Source organism: Pedobacter sp. BMA, from assembly GCF_001027745.1.
Classification (GTDB): Bacteria; Bacteroidota; Bacteroidia; order Sphingobacteriales; family Sphingobacteriaceae; genus Pedobacter.
Window position 1 is genome coordinate 89,553 of the sequence record NZ_LECU01000006.1, and the last position, 15,918, is coordinate 105,470.

General features: G+C 39.8%; 16 protein-coding genes. 8 read left to right on the plus strand and 8 right to left on the minus strand.

What is annotated here, in order from left to right; all coding sequences use genetic code 11:
• Positions 1-66: 66 nt before the first annotated feature.
• Positions 67-909, minus strand: a complete 843-nt coding sequence (locus AB669_RS12400) for a neutral zinc metallopeptidase (protein ID WP_047799647.1) — start codon at positions 907-909, stop codon at positions 67-69.
• Between the two features lie 300 nt (positions 910-1,209).
• The gene (gene gltX / locus AB669_RS12405; protein ID WP_047800340.1) at positions 1,210-2,718 is read right to left on the minus strand and encodes a glutamate--tRNA ligase; all 1,509 of its coding nucleotides are present in this window, start codon (positions 2,716-2,718) and stop codon (positions 1,210-1,212) included.
• A gap of 224 nt (positions 2,719-2,942) precedes the next feature.
• On the opposite strand from gltX, the gene AB669_RS12410 reads away from it, so the two are divergent.
• From AB669_RS12410 to AB669_RS12420, 3 genes are read left to right on the plus strand one after another with little or no spacing between them, the layout of a single operon-like run.
• Positions 2,943-4,151 carry a HAMP domain-containing sensor histidine kinase gene (locus tag AB669_RS12410; RefSeq protein ID WP_047799648.1) on the plus strand — a complete coding sequence of 403 codons (1,209 nt, stop codon included), beginning with the start codon at positions 2,943-2,945 and terminating at the stop codon, positions 4,149-4,151.
• Positions 4,132-4,641 (plus strand): DinB family protein, encoded by a 510-nt coding sequence (locus AB669_RS12415; protein ID WP_047799649.1) that lies wholly within the window; start codon positions 4,132-4,134, stop codon positions 4,639-4,641. The genes AB669_RS12410 and AB669_RS12415 overlap by 20 nt, the downstream gene beginning before the upstream one ends.
• Positions 4,631-5,053 carry a hotdog fold thioesterase gene (locus AB669_RS12420; RefSeq protein WP_047799650.1) on the plus strand — a complete coding sequence of 141 codons (423 nt, stop codon included), beginning with the start codon at positions 4,631-4,633 and terminating at the stop codon, positions 5,051-5,053. Before AB669_RS12415 ends, AB669_RS12420 begins: the two co-directional genes overlap by 11 nt.
• 52 nt (positions 5,054-5,105) lie before the next feature.
• Here the strand turns inward: AB669_RS12420 and AB669_RS12425 are convergent, their stop codons facing one another.
• The gene (locus tag AB669_RS12425; RefSeq protein ID WP_047799651.1) at positions 5,106-5,480 is read right to left on the minus strand and encodes a DUF6249 domain-containing protein; all 375 of its coding nucleotides are present in this window, start codon (positions 5,478-5,480) and stop codon (positions 5,106-5,108) included.
• Positions 5,481-5,662: 182 nt separating this feature from the next.
• Here AB669_RS12425 and AB669_RS12430 point away from each other — a divergent pair, with 182 nt between their 5' ends.
• The gene (locus AB669_RS12430) at positions 5,663-6,241 is read left to right on the plus strand and encodes an RNA polymerase sigma factor (RefSeq protein WP_047799652.1); all 579 of its coding nucleotides are present in this window, start codon (positions 5,663-5,665) and stop codon (positions 6,239-6,241) included.
• Positions 6,238-6,714 (plus strand): anti-sigma factor, encoded by a 477-nt coding sequence (locus AB669_RS12435; protein ID WP_047799653.1) that lies wholly within the window; start codon positions 6,238-6,240, stop codon positions 6,712-6,714. Before AB669_RS12430 ends, AB669_RS12435 begins: the two co-directional genes overlap by 4 nt.
• A gap of 84 nt (positions 6,715-6,798) precedes the next feature.
• Here AB669_RS12435 and AB669_RS12440 read toward each other — a convergent pair whose 3' ends face one another.
• The 5 genes from AB669_RS12440 to AB669_RS12460 all read right to left on the minus strand — a co-directional run bounded on the left by AB669_RS12440 (position 6,799) and on the right by AB669_RS12460 (position 12,866).
• A complete protein-coding gene (locus tag AB669_RS12440; protein ID WP_010599196.1) occupies positions 6,799-6,990 on the minus strand; it encodes a cold-shock protein in 192 nt (63 codons plus the stop codon).
• 103 nt (positions 6,991-7,093) lie between these two features.
• Positions 7,094-8,020: a hypothetical protein gene (locus AB669_RS12445; protein ID WP_231582669.1), complete on the minus strand. Its 927-nt coding sequence runs from the start codon at positions 8,018-8,020 to the stop codon at positions 7,094-7,096.
• Positions 8,021-8,073: 53 nt separating this feature from the next.
• Positions 8,074-8,940: a phosphodiester glycosidase family protein gene (locus AB669_RS12450; RefSeq protein ID WP_047799654.1), complete on the minus strand. Its 867-nt coding sequence runs from the start codon at positions 8,938-8,940 to the stop codon at positions 8,074-8,076.
• Positions 8,941-9,097: 157 nt separating this feature from the next.
• On the minus strand, positions 9,098-11,611 hold the full coding sequence (locus AB669_RS12455) for a zinc-dependent metalloprotease (RefSeq protein WP_047799655.1): 2,514 nt from the start codon (positions 11,609-11,611) through the stop codon (positions 9,098-9,100).
• 91 nt (positions 11,612-11,702) lie between these two features.
• Positions 11,703-12,866 (minus strand): aspartyl protease family protein, encoded by a 1,164-nt coding sequence (locus tag AB669_RS12460; protein WP_053058393.1) that lies wholly within the window; start codon positions 12,864-12,866, stop codon positions 11,703-11,705.
• A gap of 136 nt (positions 12,867-13,002) precedes the next feature.
• On the opposite strand from AB669_RS12460, the gene AB669_RS12465 reads away from it, so the two are divergent.
• From AB669_RS12465 to AB669_RS12475, 3 genes are read left to right on the plus strand one after another with little or no spacing between them, the layout of a single operon-like run.
• Positions 13,003-14,331 (plus strand): D-alanyl-D-alanine carboxypeptidase, encoded by a 1,329-nt coding sequence (locus tag AB669_RS12465; protein ID WP_047799656.1) that lies wholly within the window; start codon positions 13,003-13,005, stop codon positions 14,329-14,331.
• Positions 14,332-14,346: 15 nt separating this feature from the next.
• A complete protein-coding gene (locus AB669_RS12470; RefSeq protein ID WP_047799657.1) occupies positions 14,347-15,396 on the plus strand; it encodes an aminotransferase class I/II-fold pyridoxal phosphate-dependent enzyme in 1,050 nt (349 codons plus the stop codon).
• 10 nt (positions 15,397-15,406) lie between these two features.
• Positions 15,407-15,907: a phosphoglycerate mutase family protein gene (locus tag AB669_RS12475; RefSeq protein ID WP_047799658.1), complete on the plus strand. Its 501-nt coding sequence runs from the start codon at positions 15,407-15,409 to the stop codon at positions 15,905-15,907.
• Positions 15,908-15,918 lie beyond the last annotated feature (11 nt).

Consider the following 15,918-nt stretch of genomic DNA (forward strand, 5'->3'; position numbering starts at 1 on the left):
TTGGTTTAGAGACAAATATCTCATAACCGTAAACAAACAGGGAATATTGAAAAAGGTTTTAACTTTTTACAAATTATTTGAATTAAATGTATCGCCTTGTTTAAAGTCGCCCGTATCGAATCCTTTTTTAAACCAGTATACCCTTTGTTCTGAAGTTCCATGGGTAAAAGAATCTGGCTTTACCTCCCCTGTTGACTGTTTTTGTAGTTTATCATCCCCGATGGCATTGGCTGCTGTTAATGCTTCGTTAATATCTCCTTCTTCCAATCTAAAATCTTTTAGGTTTTGAGCATGATGTGCCCAAAGGCCTGCGAAGAAATCGGCTTGTAATTCAAGCTTAACCGAGAGGCGATTGTATTCAGTTTCGCTCACCTGCCCCCGTGCACGATCTAATTTTTCGGAAATTCCAAGAAGATTCTGCACATGGTGACCAACTTCGTGCGCGATTACATAAGCCTGTGCAAAATCACCTGCAGCTCCGAAGCGGTCTTTAAGCTCATCGTAGAACGATAAATCAATATATACTTTACTATCTCCCGGGCAGTAAAATGGTCCGACATTAGATTGTGCAAACCCACATGCGGTTTGTACTCCATCTCTAAATAACCATAGTTTCGGATATTCGTACTGTTTGCCCATGGCTTCGAATTCCTTTGACCATACAAGTTCTGTAGATTCGAGTACACCGGACACAAAAACAGCCTGCGGGTCATCGGCAGGGACGCCTTTTTTCACCTCTTCAGTACCAGCGCCAGCAGGAATCTGGCTTACCACACCTGTTAAATCTTTACCGAAGATAAGACCCAGTATTACAACTATAATACCGATACCACCGCCCAACACGGTTTTTCCCCCACCACTACTTCTACCGTCCTCTACATTATTACTTCCTTTACCAAACCATTGCATAGCTTTTTCTTTTGTTTAATGAATAACCGTAACTGAGGGACAATTGTTATGCTAAATTATAAATAATTTTCAGGATATTGTACCGGGCCTGATTTACATGCGGTGAATGATGCAAATCATATTTCACAGCAAACCCCTTTATCCCGAAAAGGCAAGAAACGAATACTGCGGACTTGGTGTGGAGTTTATGCGTTCCTGACCACACGGAAGCTAAGCGGAGACGGGCATTATATGCGGTTGAACAATAAGCGAAAGAAAAGCGGGCAATACTGGATTTGCATTACCCGCTATATTATATTTCTATGCACTGAAAGCTGTTAATGCTTTTGTAATTCTATCCTTTGTTTCTTCAATGCCCAGTAACACGGCAATATCAAAAACGCCAGGCCCGAATTTACCACCTACTAACATGATCCGGAAGGGCAACATTAATTCACCTGGTTTAAAGCCTTTTTCTTCTGCAAGGGCTTTAAAAGCAGCTTCTTCACTGGTTGCATCAGTAAGTGTTAAACGTTCAGCAAAAGAGTTGAAAAAATCAACTTTTTCCTGGGTCCATTTTGGTTTGACAGCGTTGATGTCATATTCTACAGGGCTGGCAAAGAAATAGCTGCTTTGGGATACAAAATCAGGCAACAAGGTGCACCGATCTTTTATGAGATCAATTACGGTAGTGAGGAAGTCAAGACTGTTCACATCTATTCCGGCATTTCTAAGTTCAAGAGCAACTTCAGGTGCAATTTTTTCGGCGCTTTGCGCTTTAATCCATTCGTGGTTATACCATTTAGCTTTTTCAAAATCGAACTTTGCTCCCGCTTTGCTTATTCTATCTACTGAGAACTTTTCTTCCAGTTCTTTAAGGGAGAAAAGCTCCTGGTCGGTTCCATCATTCCACCCTAATAATGCCAGCATATTCACAAAAGCTTCCGGCATAAAGCCTAACTCTTTGAAGCCTTTTGTAGTTTCATCCGTTTTAGGATCTGTCCAGTTCATGGCATAAACAGGAAAGCCTAGGCGATCACCATCGCGTTTGCTTAATTTGCCATGGCCATCGGGCTTTAAAATTAAAGGTAAATGTGCCCACTGTGGCATATCAGCCTCCCAGCCTAAATATTTCCAAAGTAAAATGTGAACCGGTGCTGAAGGCAGCCACTCTTCCCCGCGGAAAGCATGAGAAATCTCCATTGCTTTATCATCCACCACTACTGCCAGGTGATAGGTTGGCATTCCATCGGCTTTTAACAATACTTTATCATCCACAAGAGATGTATCAAAACTTACGTCACCCCGGATGGCATCGTTGAAATGAACGATTTCATCTTCCGGAACTTTTATTCGGATGACATGAGGTGTTTTTGCTGCAAGCAAATCTTCGACTTCGCTTAATGTTAATGTTAACGAGTTGCGCATTTGCATGCGTGTGGTTTGCCCATACTGAAAGTTGGGAATCTCTTTTCGTTTGACATCCAACTCTTCCGCGGTATCGAAAGCATAGTAAGCGTAACCATCATTAATAAGCTGTTCTGCAAATTTGCGATATCCGGGCTTGCGTTCGCTTTGGCGATAAGGGCCATAGGCACCTGGGTTTGCAGGGCTTTCATCTGGTGTAATTCCACACCAGTTTAAGCATGCTGTAATATATTCTTCCGCGCCTTCTACAAAGCGCGTTTGATCAGTATCTTCTACACGAAGTACAAATGTTCCATTATTCTTTCTGGCAAACAGGTAATTAAATAATGCCGTACGAACGCCTCCTAAATGCAGCCCTCCTGTTGGACTTGGGGCAAATCTTACTCTAACTTTTTTATCCATAATTGGTTGTTTGAGCGCTAAGCATTTGACGTTTGGCATATTAAGCGCTCAACGTCAAGCACAAAACGCAAGACATTGCAAAGATAAGTTTTTCCTCTGTTTTATACCGTTTTCATGTTCGATGAAGGCTTATTGTTATAAAAAAGTTTGCATTTTGCTTTTGGAAAAAGGATAATGGTTTTATGTTTTTTCCGTTTTGTTATTGTAATTTGGCTACCCAAAGCATGAACCCATATCAAAAGAAACGCCGTTGGAAGTTTTTCCTTCTCATTTTTGCCATCCTAATTGGCATTGCTTCAGTATTTTATACAGATTCGTTTGTTAAGAAAATGGAGCGTGAGGAAGCTATTCAGTTTCAGCTTTGGGTGAGAATACAGGAGCGTTCCATGTTTCTAATGGACAACGATAATTTTACTTCGATTGTTGAGACAGTAAGGGCGAACACCAAGGTTTCGGCTATTATGGTTGACTCTACTGGTGTAATCACTTCATTTTTTGGCCTTGACACCACAAAGACGAACTACATTACTGCCGATGCAAAGTTGACTTATGACAGCCTTTACTTCGTGAGGCAACTGAAGGTTATGAAATCGCAGCATAAACCGCTGGAGATGAACATTCTGGGCACGAAGTATAAAGCTTACTACAAGGATTCATTTATACTTACGCAGCTACGTTATTTTCCATACATCCAAATGGGTGTAATATTTTTGTTTTTGCTGACAGCTTATGCTGCATTTAGTTCGGCGCGAAGAGATGAGCAGGATCATGTCTGGGTTGGCCTTGCGAAAGAAACAGCCCATCAGCTTGGCACGCCTATATCCTCGCTAATGGCCTGGACAGAACTCATGAAATCTAAGTTTGATGCTGAAGATGATCCATTGATTGCGGAAATGGAAAACGACATTAAAAGGCTGGAAATTATTACCGACCGTTTTTCAAAAATCGGATCAAAACCTATACTGGAAGATCATACCGTTTATATCGTGATCAGTGATTTTATCAGATATTTCAAAGTTAGAACTTCAGATAAAGTGAAGTTTTTTATTACGGGCGATGAGCAGGTACGTGCGATGCTTAACATTCCACTTTTCGATTGGGTTATTGAAAATCTCCTTAAAAATGCTGCAAATGCTATTGAAAACGAGGGCTCAATTTCTATTAATATTATAGAAAACCTGGCGAAAGAGCAGGTTTTTATTGATGTTACCGATACAGGTAAGGGAATTCCAAGATCGAAATTTGACGCGGTATTTCAACCCGGTTATACGACAAGAAAACGCGGTTGGGGACTGGGATTATCGCTCACCAAACGTATAGTAGAAAATTATCACAGTGGGGAGATTTTTGTAAAAGACTCGGAGCTTGGTAAGGGTACCACATTCAGAATTATTTTAAAAAGCAGCTTGAGATATGAACCGACCACAGCCTAATGAATATCCGATCTGGGGTGAAACCTACATCAGCAAAGTTGACAGGGAGATATTTGAGATTTTAACTGAGCAGATCACAACACTGCCTGCATTATTTGAGCGGAACGCTGAGAAAGCTGATTATGCTTATGCTGAGGGGAAATGGACTTTGAAGGAAATGCTTGGCCATATTATCGACACAGAGCGTGTCTTTGCCTATCGAATTACCTGCTTTGCAAGAAATGAAGCGCAGCCTTTGCCTGGCTTTGATGAAGATGCCTATGTATTAAATGCGCGGTTTGCGACGCGTGACCTCAAGGATCTGATTGAGGAATTTGCGAGTCTCCGGAAGGCCAATTTATTTTTGTTCCGATCCTTAAATGAGGATGAGTTGAATAGAAAAGGGATTGCTTCCGGAAGAGAGATTAACGTTAAATCCATTTTATTTATCGCAGCAGGTCACGTGATCCATCATGTTGGTATATTAAAAGATCGTTATCATGTGGTATAAAAACTTTACTGTAGAAGAATTGAATAGCCGCCCCAAAAATCACATCGGGGGATTGCTGGGCATCCAGTTTACTGAAATCGGTGATAATTATATTACAGGTATCATGCCTGTAGATGAACGCACGCACCAGCCTGCCGGCATTTTGCATGGTGGCGCTTCAGTGGTGTTAGCCGAAACCCTTGGAAGTATTGGTTCATATATGTGTATTGACCCGGAGAAGCATGTGGCAGTTGGGCTGGAAGTAAACGCCAATCATTTAAGGCCTGTAAAAAGTGGTTTTGTGAAAGGCATTTGCACCATTGTACATCGGGGGGCGAAGACTCACATCTGGGATATTAAACTTTATGACGAGCGGGGTAAAATGAGTTGCATCAGCCGTTTGACTGTTGCTATTATAAATAAACCTCAGTGATGGCCAAAAGGTGAAATGGTAAGCCGGATGTTAATAACCCGGCTTATCAAATTCAGACTTTCGGGTTATGTGATTGGGTATCCAACCATTTCTTCTCGATCAGATAAGATACAATTAAACCGAATCCTCCAAAAACGCCTAAACATCCGAAATAAACTGCAACAGACTGTGATTCTTCCTGATGTGTTAAATCGCTTCCATATATTCCCCGAACCGTAAATAAGGCTACCAATAAGCCTAGCCCTAAGCCCACGAGTAAGAGACCAAATTTTAAGCTGACAAAAGGCTTCGGCGTTGCTTTGTGGATACCCGGATCTATGCCACGCTCAATCATGGCCATTTTTTCTTTATTTGATAGATAACGAATTCCGAATACCATCGCGAATGCGCCTAAGAAAAGTGAAATTGGAACTAATATACCTTCCATAACTATAATTTTTAACTGTTAATATTTAAACTCTTGCCTGAACCGTGTTCTGTGTATTATGACTACATGTTTCTTAACCAGGTTACACCTAAAGTGAAAATCAGTCAACAACCGTATACTGCCGTAATGATTTAACCATTCGGTGTAACCTGATCATGATTGATGTCGTCTAATTGCTGAAGATGGAGCAGACTACAGATTTAGCGATAATAGAGCAGGTATTGAGTGGTGATTCCACTCAATATGCCTTGTTGGTTAAGCGACATCAACGGTTTGTATTTACACTTGCATTAAGATTTAGTAAAAACCGGGAAGATGCAGAAGAAATTGCCCAGGATTGCTTCGTAAAGGCTTATAAGGCACTTGGCACTTTTAAGCAATCTTCCAAATTCACTACCTGGCTGTATACCATTACTTACACTACCGCAATGACCTTTTTGCGTAAAAAGCGGGTGGCAACTTCTTCGATTAACGATGAGGAAACAGCTTTTCAGCTGGAGAACCACATCTCGGCTTTCAAAGCGGATCATTACGAAAGAAAGGACATCCATAATTTTTTGAACCAGGCCATTGAGCAGCTATTACCCGATGATGCCGCGATCATCACCTTATTTTATCAGGGAGAGCAAAGTTTGGAGGAGATTGGTGAGAGTTTGCATATGGAGCCGAATACGGTTAAAGTAAAATTACATCGGGCACGGCAGCGGCTTAAGGATAAGCTACAATATTTATTACAACATGAAGTAAATGAATTATTATGAACAGAATAGAAGAACAGCTTTGGGATTATATTGATGGGAACCTGGACGAGGCTCATGCAAAAACTATCGCAGATCAGATTCATTCGAACCCGGAGCTAAAACACCAGTATGAGCAGTTGGTAAGTTTAAATTTAACGCTGAATGCCTTATCGCAGGACGAACCTTCTTTGTCTTTCACGAGGAATGTTATGGAAAGCATTGCTCATGAACCGCAGCCAGTAGCTTTAACCACTAAAGTTAATAAAAAACTGATATATGGTATAGGTTTGATCCTGGTGCTTCCCCTTTTTTCTATGTTTGCCTATATCGTTTATTATTCAGATTTGAGGTTGCCGGATTTTAATTTAAATCTGAACTTCAATTTAAAAAAGTTTTTTACGCCTACCGCTTTTAATATTTTTATTTTCTCTGACATCGTTATCGGGTTAATATTTCTGGATCATTTACTGAGAAGTAAAGCGGCAGGGAAATAGACGGAAGCATTTGAGGGAGATAAGAAGTGTAAAAAAAAAGGCCCCGATTTGATTCGAAGCCTTATTTGCAAATATGATAGTTAATTAAATTACTTTCACATTAACGGCGTTTAAGCCTTTTTTACCGTTAGCAACTTCGTACTGAACTTTGTCGTTTTCACGGATTTCGTCGATAAGACCTGTTGAATGAACAAAAATTTCGCTATCGCCGTTCGCAGGGATAATAAAGCCAAAACCTTTAGTTACATTGAAGAATTTTACTGTGCCTTCTTGCATTGTATTAAATATTAAATTAAGAACGCAAGGTAAGTTTTAATTTTTAAAATCAAAATAATTTTTAACATTATTTTAACGTTAAAATTTTGTAAACATCAGATTATTAAGGCTTTTTAATTGCCTTACCAATCATAGTCAGCGTAATTTCGCTATTGTGTGGGATTCCGAGAGTAGTACCTGGTGCCACATCAAACAAATTTCTGAGGTAGATATCAGCTATCCCCTGCGCTACTTTCTTTTTGGCCTCCACACTTTCAGGAAGTACATTATAAATGGTTTTTACGTGAATGCCACCCTGGAAATCGACAACCGCGGCTACCTGATACGCAAAATCCTTATATGCTCTGTCTATCCGTATAATGTATTGAGGAAACATATAATCGTAGGCTTCAGTTCTGTTATTGGAGCGATCTACGGTACTGATTTTTTCAACCTTGGCAATTTTACTTTTTGAAATAAACTGAACAGGGTCTGTCGCAGCAAAGGCGCTATCACTATTGTTATTCACTGTGGCACAACGGTGTTCTATATAAGCTGTATCTGCTTTTGTTGGTTTTTGTAGTTCTTCTGCTTTAGCTTTTAAGGTCTTAATGTAATCATTGGCGTAAAAAGTCATATTCACATCAGACCGGACATCTGAAGCGATAACCTTACCGTCGACCTGAATGCGCTGGAAAACCAGGCTATCTTTACTAATGTGTTTTACTTTAAAAAATTCAGCTGCAAAGTTATAAACATTGCCATGATCATACTGCAGGTAAAAATTCTGCATCCGATGCTTCTGCGGGCTCCATGCCGACATTGTATCTTCCGCAACTACCTCAATAATCCATGAGGGCTTTTGCATGAAGCCCTGGTCATTGAAAGAATAGCCGTCTTTAAATCTCCGTTTTACTTCTGTGTACCTGATTCCTTTAACAGGTTCAAAAGTAAAGTCTCTCAGCGTTGGATTGCTTGTTTTGGATCCACGGTTGCAGGCGGATAAGATCAGTACAAAAAAAAGCGGGTATAATATGTTTTTAAACATCATAGAAAATATTGGCTAAAATAATCAAATTACCATCAGAATCCTTGAAAACTGTTTTACCTTTTCTTGATCAGAATAACGTTGGCCACTTTGCGCTCGCCTTCATGATCCCACTTTTTATTATCGGTGGGATAGTTCACAATTCCATTATCAGGAAAACCGTTTATCCAAAGGGTAGTAGAACCTCCGCCATCGAAATTGATCGCGCTTTCACAGCCTAGCCAGTGCATGAACCTGGTCAGTTCAAACAGACTCATCCCGGCAGAGAGATCATTACGGCCATCTACTGTAAGTAAGATAATTTTACCGTTTTTCTTTATTCCCAGGCAGGTTCGTGGATGCCTAAGACGATTGAAAGCAGTGGTATCAAGGTATTGGTCTGTATTGTTTATGGTTAACAGTGGTCCGTTTAACAAAACATCAGCAGCTGAAATCCTATTTTCCCAATCTGACGTACCATCCCATTTCGCAATTTCAATTTTTCCATTTTTAATCACTATGGCTGCCTGCTGATGACGTGCCCTAACCCCGTTTTTATCAAATTGGTTAGTATTTACTATTTTGCCGTTTACTTTTACAAAATCAACAGAACCTCCATTCTTTACATCAAAGAAATTACCATTTACAGCAGCTAAAGCAGTATCACGTTTTCCGAAATTACTGGTGGTGACCAGAACTTTTTCTTCGGCCGCAAGGGCAAAAAAAACCTTCTTTCCTGTGTTTTTGACTTCTAAAAAAGAAATATTCTGATTGGCTCCAAATAGATTATTCTGTTTAAAGTGATGCTGATACAAGGCTATTTGTCTGGCAATTTTAGTTTTCTGCCATTTCGTTTTAGTTACAATTATAGAATCTGATTGCTGTGCAAAAGCCTTAAATCCACAAAGGGATATGAAAATAAGAAGATGAATTTTTTTCAGCATGGTTACCTGTTTTGGATAAAATTAAGAAACACATTAAAACTCTATGTAACCTCTCAGAAATTATACATTCTTTGCTTTACAAAAAAGGGAGCAGTTAACTGAATAACTGCTCCCTTCTAATGGGTGAGTGAATGAGTGATTACCCAACCACCCGGCTTTATTTCTTTGGATCTAAAATATCTTTGATCCTGATACTTAAGTCTTCGTAGTGGGCTTTTGTGATTGCATCACCAGCAGCAGATCTTGCTTTGGTTGTAGCCAAAAGGCTTTTCAGTTCGGCACGGACTAATGGACGAATATCAGATAGGCCAACATTGATTGGTGTTAAGCCGTAACTCGCTGCATATTCAAGTGGGAACCCTGCCAGAAGATCATTTTCTTTCGTCATCAAATCTGATAATCGATCTACATAAGCACGTTGCAGGTTGCGTTTAAAGGCATCTGCCCTTCCCGCTACGAAAACGGAAGATTTCAGGTCTGTAAATAACTCAGGTAATGTGTAAGCTTTTACGGCACCATTTTTCACTTCATTATCTAACAAGCGGGCAATACGCGACGGAGACAATAAATTATTCAGGGTATTTGTTTGAACAGCTTTGATTCTGTTTAACAATACGCCATTATCGAATTTACTGAGTTGCTCGTTGCTGATTAACCAGAGTGGCGTCGTAAACAACTGTTGATTAAAGAATGTAATGGCTTCTTTTTGTTTGGTTTTTGGCAAGTAAGCATACACTGGACCTGACTGTTCATAAGTTTTGAAGTTCTCGCTCAAGCCACCAACATTGGTTGCCACGTGACCCATATAGCGGTTGAACTGACCAACGATTTCTCCATAAATTTCTTTTAAATCGCTGTAGTCTTTACCTTTCTGGTAGGTCCATTTTTCTACGTTTGGTAAAATGCGTTTTAAGTTAGCAATACCATAGGTACTGGCTTTCATCGCGTTATCACCCAAGTCTTCACTTTGCAACCGTGGGTCAAGGCTAGTTCCCTGGCGTCCATAGAAATAAAGTGGATTACCAGCATTCTTAAGTGTCCATTGATCGAGAACGTCTTTTTCCTGCTCTGCGGTTTTACCTCCGGGAATCCATGAGTATCCCCATTTAATTGACCATTTATCATACTCGCCGATTTGCGGATGTAGTTTGGTTACGCCATCACCTGGCTGAGCGATATAATTGAAACGTGCATAATCCATGATGGATGGAGCAGTTCCGTGTTTATCAGTGAAAGCTTTAGAACGTAAAGAATCAACCGGATAGGCATAGCTTGATCCAAAGTTATGTGGCAAGCCCAGTGTATGACCAATTTCGTGTGATGATACAAAGCGGATGAGCTCACCCATTTGCTCGTCAGTAAACTGTGCTTTACGTACAGCGGGGTTGATTGCAGCTGTTTGTACAAAGTACCAGTTTCGAAGCAGGTTCATCACGTTGTGATACCAACCGATATGCGTTTCTAAAATTTGTCCTGTCCTCGGGTCGCTAATGTGAGGGCCATAGGCATTTGCGATGTCTGAAGCGAAATAACGTACAACTGAATATCGTGAATCTTCTACACTAAACTGAGGATCTTCCTGTGGTGTTGGCGCCTGTTTTCCGATAATAGCATTTTTAAATCCAGCCGCTTCAAATGCAACCTGCCAATCGTTAATTCCCTGAATCAGGAACGGCACCCATTTTTTTGGCGTTGCCGGGTCTATATAAATGATGATTGGTTTTACCGGTTCAACCAACTCGCCGCGTTTGTATGCAACCGTATCTTTAGGCACTAAATTCCACCTGTGGATATAGGCTGTTCTTTCCGCTTTTTGTGCATTTGTTCCGTAGTCAATTTGCGACTGGCCGAAGAAGCCGACACGACTATCCATGATTCTAGCTTTAACCGGGGTTTTTGGCAATAGTAACATGGATGTGTTAAATTCAAAGGTTACTGCAGCATTGCTATTGTCAGTTGGAGATTCTGTTGCACGATAAGTTTTAGCTGTTTTAACTTCTAGGTTAATGGGGAAAGTTTTTACAGTATCTATGTAAGACCGTGTCGGATCGTAAGCGATCACTTTATAGGCTTTACGGATCTGGTCTGTTGCGCCGATGGCCATTACATCGCCATTGTAAAAATCTGTTACATCAATTACTACACCTGTAGTATCTTTATTGTAAGCTTTAATTTCGAAGCTTGCCAGTATCTGCGCCAGGTTGGAGTTCTGAACAGATTCGTACATGTCGCTATTTGGATCAGCTTTGGTAGAATAGCTTGGTACACGGATATAAACCTGTTTTCCTCTGCGTTCCCATCTCCATACCTGCTCATTAATTTCTTCACCACCATATTGCTGATTGCCCACTTTAACATTTGCAGGAACCTTGGCTAAGCGTGTAACCACTAACATTTCGCGGTTAATCATGGAATCTGGTATCTCAAAGTACCATTTATCGTCTACTTTATGAGTTTTGAAAAGGCCGTTTGTAGTTCGGGCTTTTGCGGTAACCACTTCAGAAAAAGGCTTTATGCCTTCTTTTTTAGGCACAGCCGGTGTAGCCGCTGGAGTGGCGGGGCTACTCCCTTTCGGTGTTTTTGATTTTTTTTGAGCATAGACCGAATTTGATCCGGCAACACCCAGTGCTACAATACCGGCCAAGGCAAGTACTTTAAAGTTTCTCTTCATGAATAATAAAAAATTTGTTTGCTTGGTAATAAGAAGCTAAAGTTAACCGGTTGTTACAGGTGAAATGATGTTGTAACTATAAAATTACGCCCTAAATCCTTTTTTCCAGCGTTACAATTTTAAAATATACCTTATCTGCCCTAACGATTTCGAAAACAATGGTTCGATCTGATTTTGATTTAAAAAGTTCAGAGAGATCGTTGAGCGTATAAAATTCGACTGGTTTGAAATTGACACCAATAATTTCATCATCGGGACATAACCCGGCTTTTTCTGCAGGGGAGTTTTCGTCTATTTCGGCAATGATAATTCTTTTAAAGCCTGCCTGATCGATATAAACTGTTAAGCCGGTCATATCGTGCTCGAAAGGTTGTTTATGATACTGATTGGGTTTCAGATACATGAACCCTTCCTGGTAGTTGAGCTGAATATCAAATTTTTTCAGGATCTCTGCCCCAATATTTCCATTTCTAAATTTAAGATCTATTTTTCCGGAAATGGTTTCAAAATCCGGAAAACCAGACAGTACATTTTTGAATGTAAAATGGCCAAGATTAATTTTCGCTATTCTACCCAGGTGTCCTTTGATTTTTCCACTTAAGCTCATTCCTAAACTTGCCGATATTGTTTTGACAGGGAGTGGAAAAGCTTTTCCATCCAACATTTCCATTGATAATGCATGACTGGCTCCAGTATCCATCAAAAATTTAGATTTGACTTTATTGCCTTGAGGGGTCTCCACTTGTGCATATACATAAGGTTTCAGCTTATCAATTTCAATGGGGATTTTGCTACCCCTATATCTGAGCTTTGCATGAGGGGAAGAAAAGATTATTCTGCTAGCGCTGTATCGGATATCTACCATAAAACTATTAAAAAAATGATATCCGATGAGGCCGTAAATTTTTACTCCTAAATATCCTGATAAATTGAACAAATCCTCTTTAAGAATTGCAGTAGGAATATTTTCGATTTTCGCGTTGCCTACCTGTGCATTGATGTCATTAGAGACATATGCTTCTAAAGCCTCGGCACCTAAACCGGAGACATTTATTCTGCGGAGCAAGGCAAAGTTTAAATTGTCGATAATAGAAGAATCAGTTACAATCATCGGACCAACGCCTGTATCCAAAACGAAATCAAAAGGTCCTTTTTCATTTATCATCACAGGGATAATAACCAGATTTTTGATGTTTTTAAACCCTATAGATTGCCTGTCGCGATTGCCGGAAAATAAAAATTCCTGCGACTTCACGGCTATAAAACAAAATAATAGTCCACAGCAAAACATGATCTCGCGTAAACAGATTATTACAACTGGCTTATACCTGGTTAACATTGAATTAAATTTAATAAATTAGTTGCTAATTCTTATCAACTAATTACATACCATGTTCCGATTTAAAAGCTGCTGCATCCTATTGATTTCCTGTATTTTTCTGACATCAGGCTTAACGGGCTGTTCGGCAGACAAAACTATATCCAGAAAAGTATCCAAAGCTTTTAAAAACTCAGAAGTAATAAAGCAGTACCAGGTTGGTTTTGCCTTATATAATATGGAGACAAGAAGAATGATCTTTCAAAAAGATGCAGATAAATACTTTACGCCTGCATCAAATACGAAGCTTTATACTTTTTTTGCCAGCCTGAAAATGATTCCGGAGCAAATGCCTGCACTAAAGTATATCGAAAAGAATGATTCATTAATATTCTGGGGAACCGGGGATCCTGCATTTTTACAATTTGCGGTTAAGGATCAATCGGCCTATCAATTTTTAAAAGCATCAGACAAAAAGCTTTTTTTTGCACCGGGTCGGTATTCTGGTACTTTCTTTGGCGATGGCTGGAGCTGGGATGATTACGATTATTACTATCAGCCTGAGATTACGGAAATGCCTATCATGGACAACATGGTCACGTCAAGTTATTTGTCGGATAAAAAAATAAATATTGAACCAAAAGTTTTTGCCCCATGCTTTGAGCTTGATTCTAATAAGACTACCGGGGGGTTCCAGGTAACAAGAGACTTTCTCTCCAACCATTTTAAGTATCCAAAGGTTGACGTTAAGGCTGGATATAGTCAGCAAAACCCTTATAAAACCAGCGTACAAACAACTATTGATGTCCTTTCAGATACATTGCATAAACCAGTAGGTGTTATTAAGATGAAAATTCCAACTTATGCGAAAACACTACAAGGCGCTAAGAGGGATTCGGTATTGAAACACATGATGCTGCCTAGCGACAATTTTATTGCGGAGCACCTGCTTCTGGTGTGCTCCAATCAAATAGGCGATACATTAAGCACAACAAAAGCGATAGCTCACATCAGTAAAACCTACTTATCGTTTTTACCAGACCGGGTGAAATGGGCAGATGGTTCGGGTTTATCGAGACAAAACCTGTTTACGCCAAGAGATAATGTTTATTTACTGGATTCTATCTATCATCTGGTTAATAACCAGGAAAAGTTATTTGATATGCTGCCTGCCGGAGGGAAGACCGGTACGCTGAAAAGCGCCTATCCAAAAACGGATAAACCTTTTGTATATGGAAAAACAGGATCACTGGGAGGTGTGCACAATCAAAGCGGGTATGTGCTCACTAAAAAGGGAAAAACTTATATTTATTCATTTATGAATAATAATTTTATTAAGCCAACATCGGAAGTGCGTGCTGAAATGGTTCGGATCATAACCTATATCCATGACAATTTTTAGCAATACCCGAAATAAATGAGTTACGATTTTACTTCTATTGATCAGCCTTTTTCAAACCAAATTGAATTGGATGGTAAAACCTATTTATATTTCGGGGGTACAGCCTACCTTGGTTTGCCTAAAAACAGAGATTTTATAGAATTGTACGTTGAGGGTGTTAAACGTTATGGGTTAAATAACGGGACCAGCCGAAATAACAACATCCAGTTGGGGATTTATGATGAAGCGGAGCAAGTTGCGGCCGACAGGTTTGGCAGCGAAAATGCATTGATCATTTCAAGCGGTTATCTGGCAGCGCAGCTGGCTATACAAACCCTGAGCTCATACGGTAAAGTCAGGTATTCGCCGGTATCGCATCCGGCGCTCTGGTTAAATACAGCACTGGATTTTAGCGCAGCCACATTCGCGGACTGGAAGGATGAAACTGTTGAGCTAATTAATCATTCGGATGAAAGTAACTGGGTTTTGATCAGCAATTCGATGAATAACCTTTTTCCTGAAATATTTAATTTTGAGTTCATATCGCTCATTGATGTGAAGAAGAAATTGATTTTGATTGTTGATGACTCGCACGGAATAGGCATCAATAACAATGGTTTGGGTGCGATTGCAAAGATTCCAAGCAGAATAAATACAGAGGTGGTAGTAGTTGCTTCAATGGCAAAAGCATTGGGCGTGGATGCCGGAATCGTTTTAGGAAGTCGATTCATCATAAGTAAGCTAAAGGAGAGTCCAATTTTTTCAGGCGCATCTCCCCCTTCCGCAGCGGGGATGTATGCATTTGTTCATGCATCGGAAATTTATATTGATGCTCTTCAGAAATTACGGTCAAATCGGGATCAGTTCAAAAGGCAAATTTCCACAGGCTGGCAATATGAAACTGAGTTTCCCGTATTTTTGGTTAATTCACCGGGTATCGACAGGGAGTTATTAAAAGAAAACATCCTGATCTCATCCTTTCCATATCCATACAAAAACAGCCCAACTTTAAACAGGATAGTTTTAAGTAGCTGGCATACTGATGAAAATATCGATCAATTGCTGGCGGTGCTTGCTAAAAAATAACTTATTAAAAATGAAGAAGCTACTTTTAATTTTATCATTTACATTACTATATTCTGCAGCAGTACTGGCTCAAACAACAGAAATATGGATTGTTCGGCATGCCGAAAAGGATAAATCAGACCAAAAAAATAACGACCCTAATTTATCAGAAGAAGGAAAAATAAGGGCTGGGGATCTGGCTAACTACCTAAGTAAGGTAAATTTTGATGTTGCTTATAGTACTCCCTATAAAAGAACAAGGCAAACCCTTGATTCCATTATTATACAGAAGGTTCTGACCTATAAACAACCTAAGTCTTTGACTGATTCAGTTAAGAAGAACTATACCGGCAAAACAATAATGGTTGCCGGCCATTCGAACACCGTTCTTGAAATTATCGAGGCTTTTGGGGGGATACGCCCTAAAGAAATGCTAACGGAAGATGATTATGATTACATTTTTCACCTGACCATCAAAGACGATAAGGTAAAGGTAAAAATGGATCATTTTGGCAGACCGCATCATCTATAGTACATTAATCT

Bases quoted from the DNA above. Each gene is read 5' to 3' on its own strand.
- AB669_RS12450 (WP_047799654.1), bottom strand. From the start codon at position 8,940: ATGCTGAAAAAAATTCATCTTCTTATTTTCATATCCCTTTGTGGATTT.
- gltX (WP_047800340.1), bottom strand. From the start codon at position 2,718: ATGGATAAAAAAGTTAGAGTAAGATTTGCCCCAAGTCCAACAGGAGGG.
- AB669_RS12440 (WP_010599196.1), bottom strand. From the start codon at position 6,990: ATGCAAGAAGGCACAGTAAAATTCTTCAATGTAACTAAAGGTTTTGGC.
- AB669_RS12455 (WP_047799655.1), bottom strand. From the start codon at position 11,611: ATGAAGAGAAACTTTAAAGTACTTGCCTTGGCCGGTATTGTAGCACTG.
- AB669_RS12430 (WP_047799652.1), top strand. From the start codon at position 5,663: ATGGAGCAGACTACAGATTTAGCGATAATAGAGCAGGTATTGAGTGGT.
- AB669_RS12425 (WP_047799651.1), bottom strand. From the start codon at position 5,480: ATGGAAGGTATATTAGTTCCAATTTCACTTTTCTTAGGCGCATTCGCG.
- AB669_RS12420 (WP_047799650.1), top strand. From the start codon at position 4,631: ATGTGGTATAAAAACTTTACTGTAGAAGAATTGAATAGCCGCCCCAAA.
- AB669_RS12435 (WP_047799653.1), top strand. From the start codon at position 6,238: ATGAACAGAATAGAAGAACAGCTTTGGGATTATATTGATGGGAACCTG.
- AB669_RS12465 (WP_047799656.1), top strand. From the start codon at position 13,003: ATGTTCCGATTTAAAAGCTGCTGCATCCTATTGATTTCCTGTATTTTT.
- AB669_RS12445 (WP_231582669.1), bottom strand. From the start codon at position 8,020: ATGATGTTTAAAAACATATTATACCCGCTTTTTTTTGTACTGATCTTA.
- AB669_RS12470 (WP_047799657.1), top strand. From the start codon at position 14,347: ATGAGTTACGATTTTACTTCTATTGATCAGCCTTTTTCAAACCAAATT.
- AB669_RS12475 (WP_047799658.1), top strand. From the start codon at position 15,407: ATGAAGAAGCTACTTTTAATTTTATCATTTACATTACTATATTCTGCA.
- AB669_RS12410 (WP_047799648.1), top strand. From the start codon at position 2,943: ATGAACCCATATCAAAAGAAACGCCGTTGGAAGTTTTTCCTTCTCATT.
- AB669_RS12400 (WP_047799647.1), bottom strand. From the start codon at position 909: ATGCAATGGTTTGGTAAAGGAAGTAATAATGTAGAGGACGGTAGAAGT.
- AB669_RS12415 (WP_047799649.1), top strand. From the start codon at position 4,132: ATGAACCGACCACAGCCTAATGAATATCCGATCTGGGGTGAAACCTAC.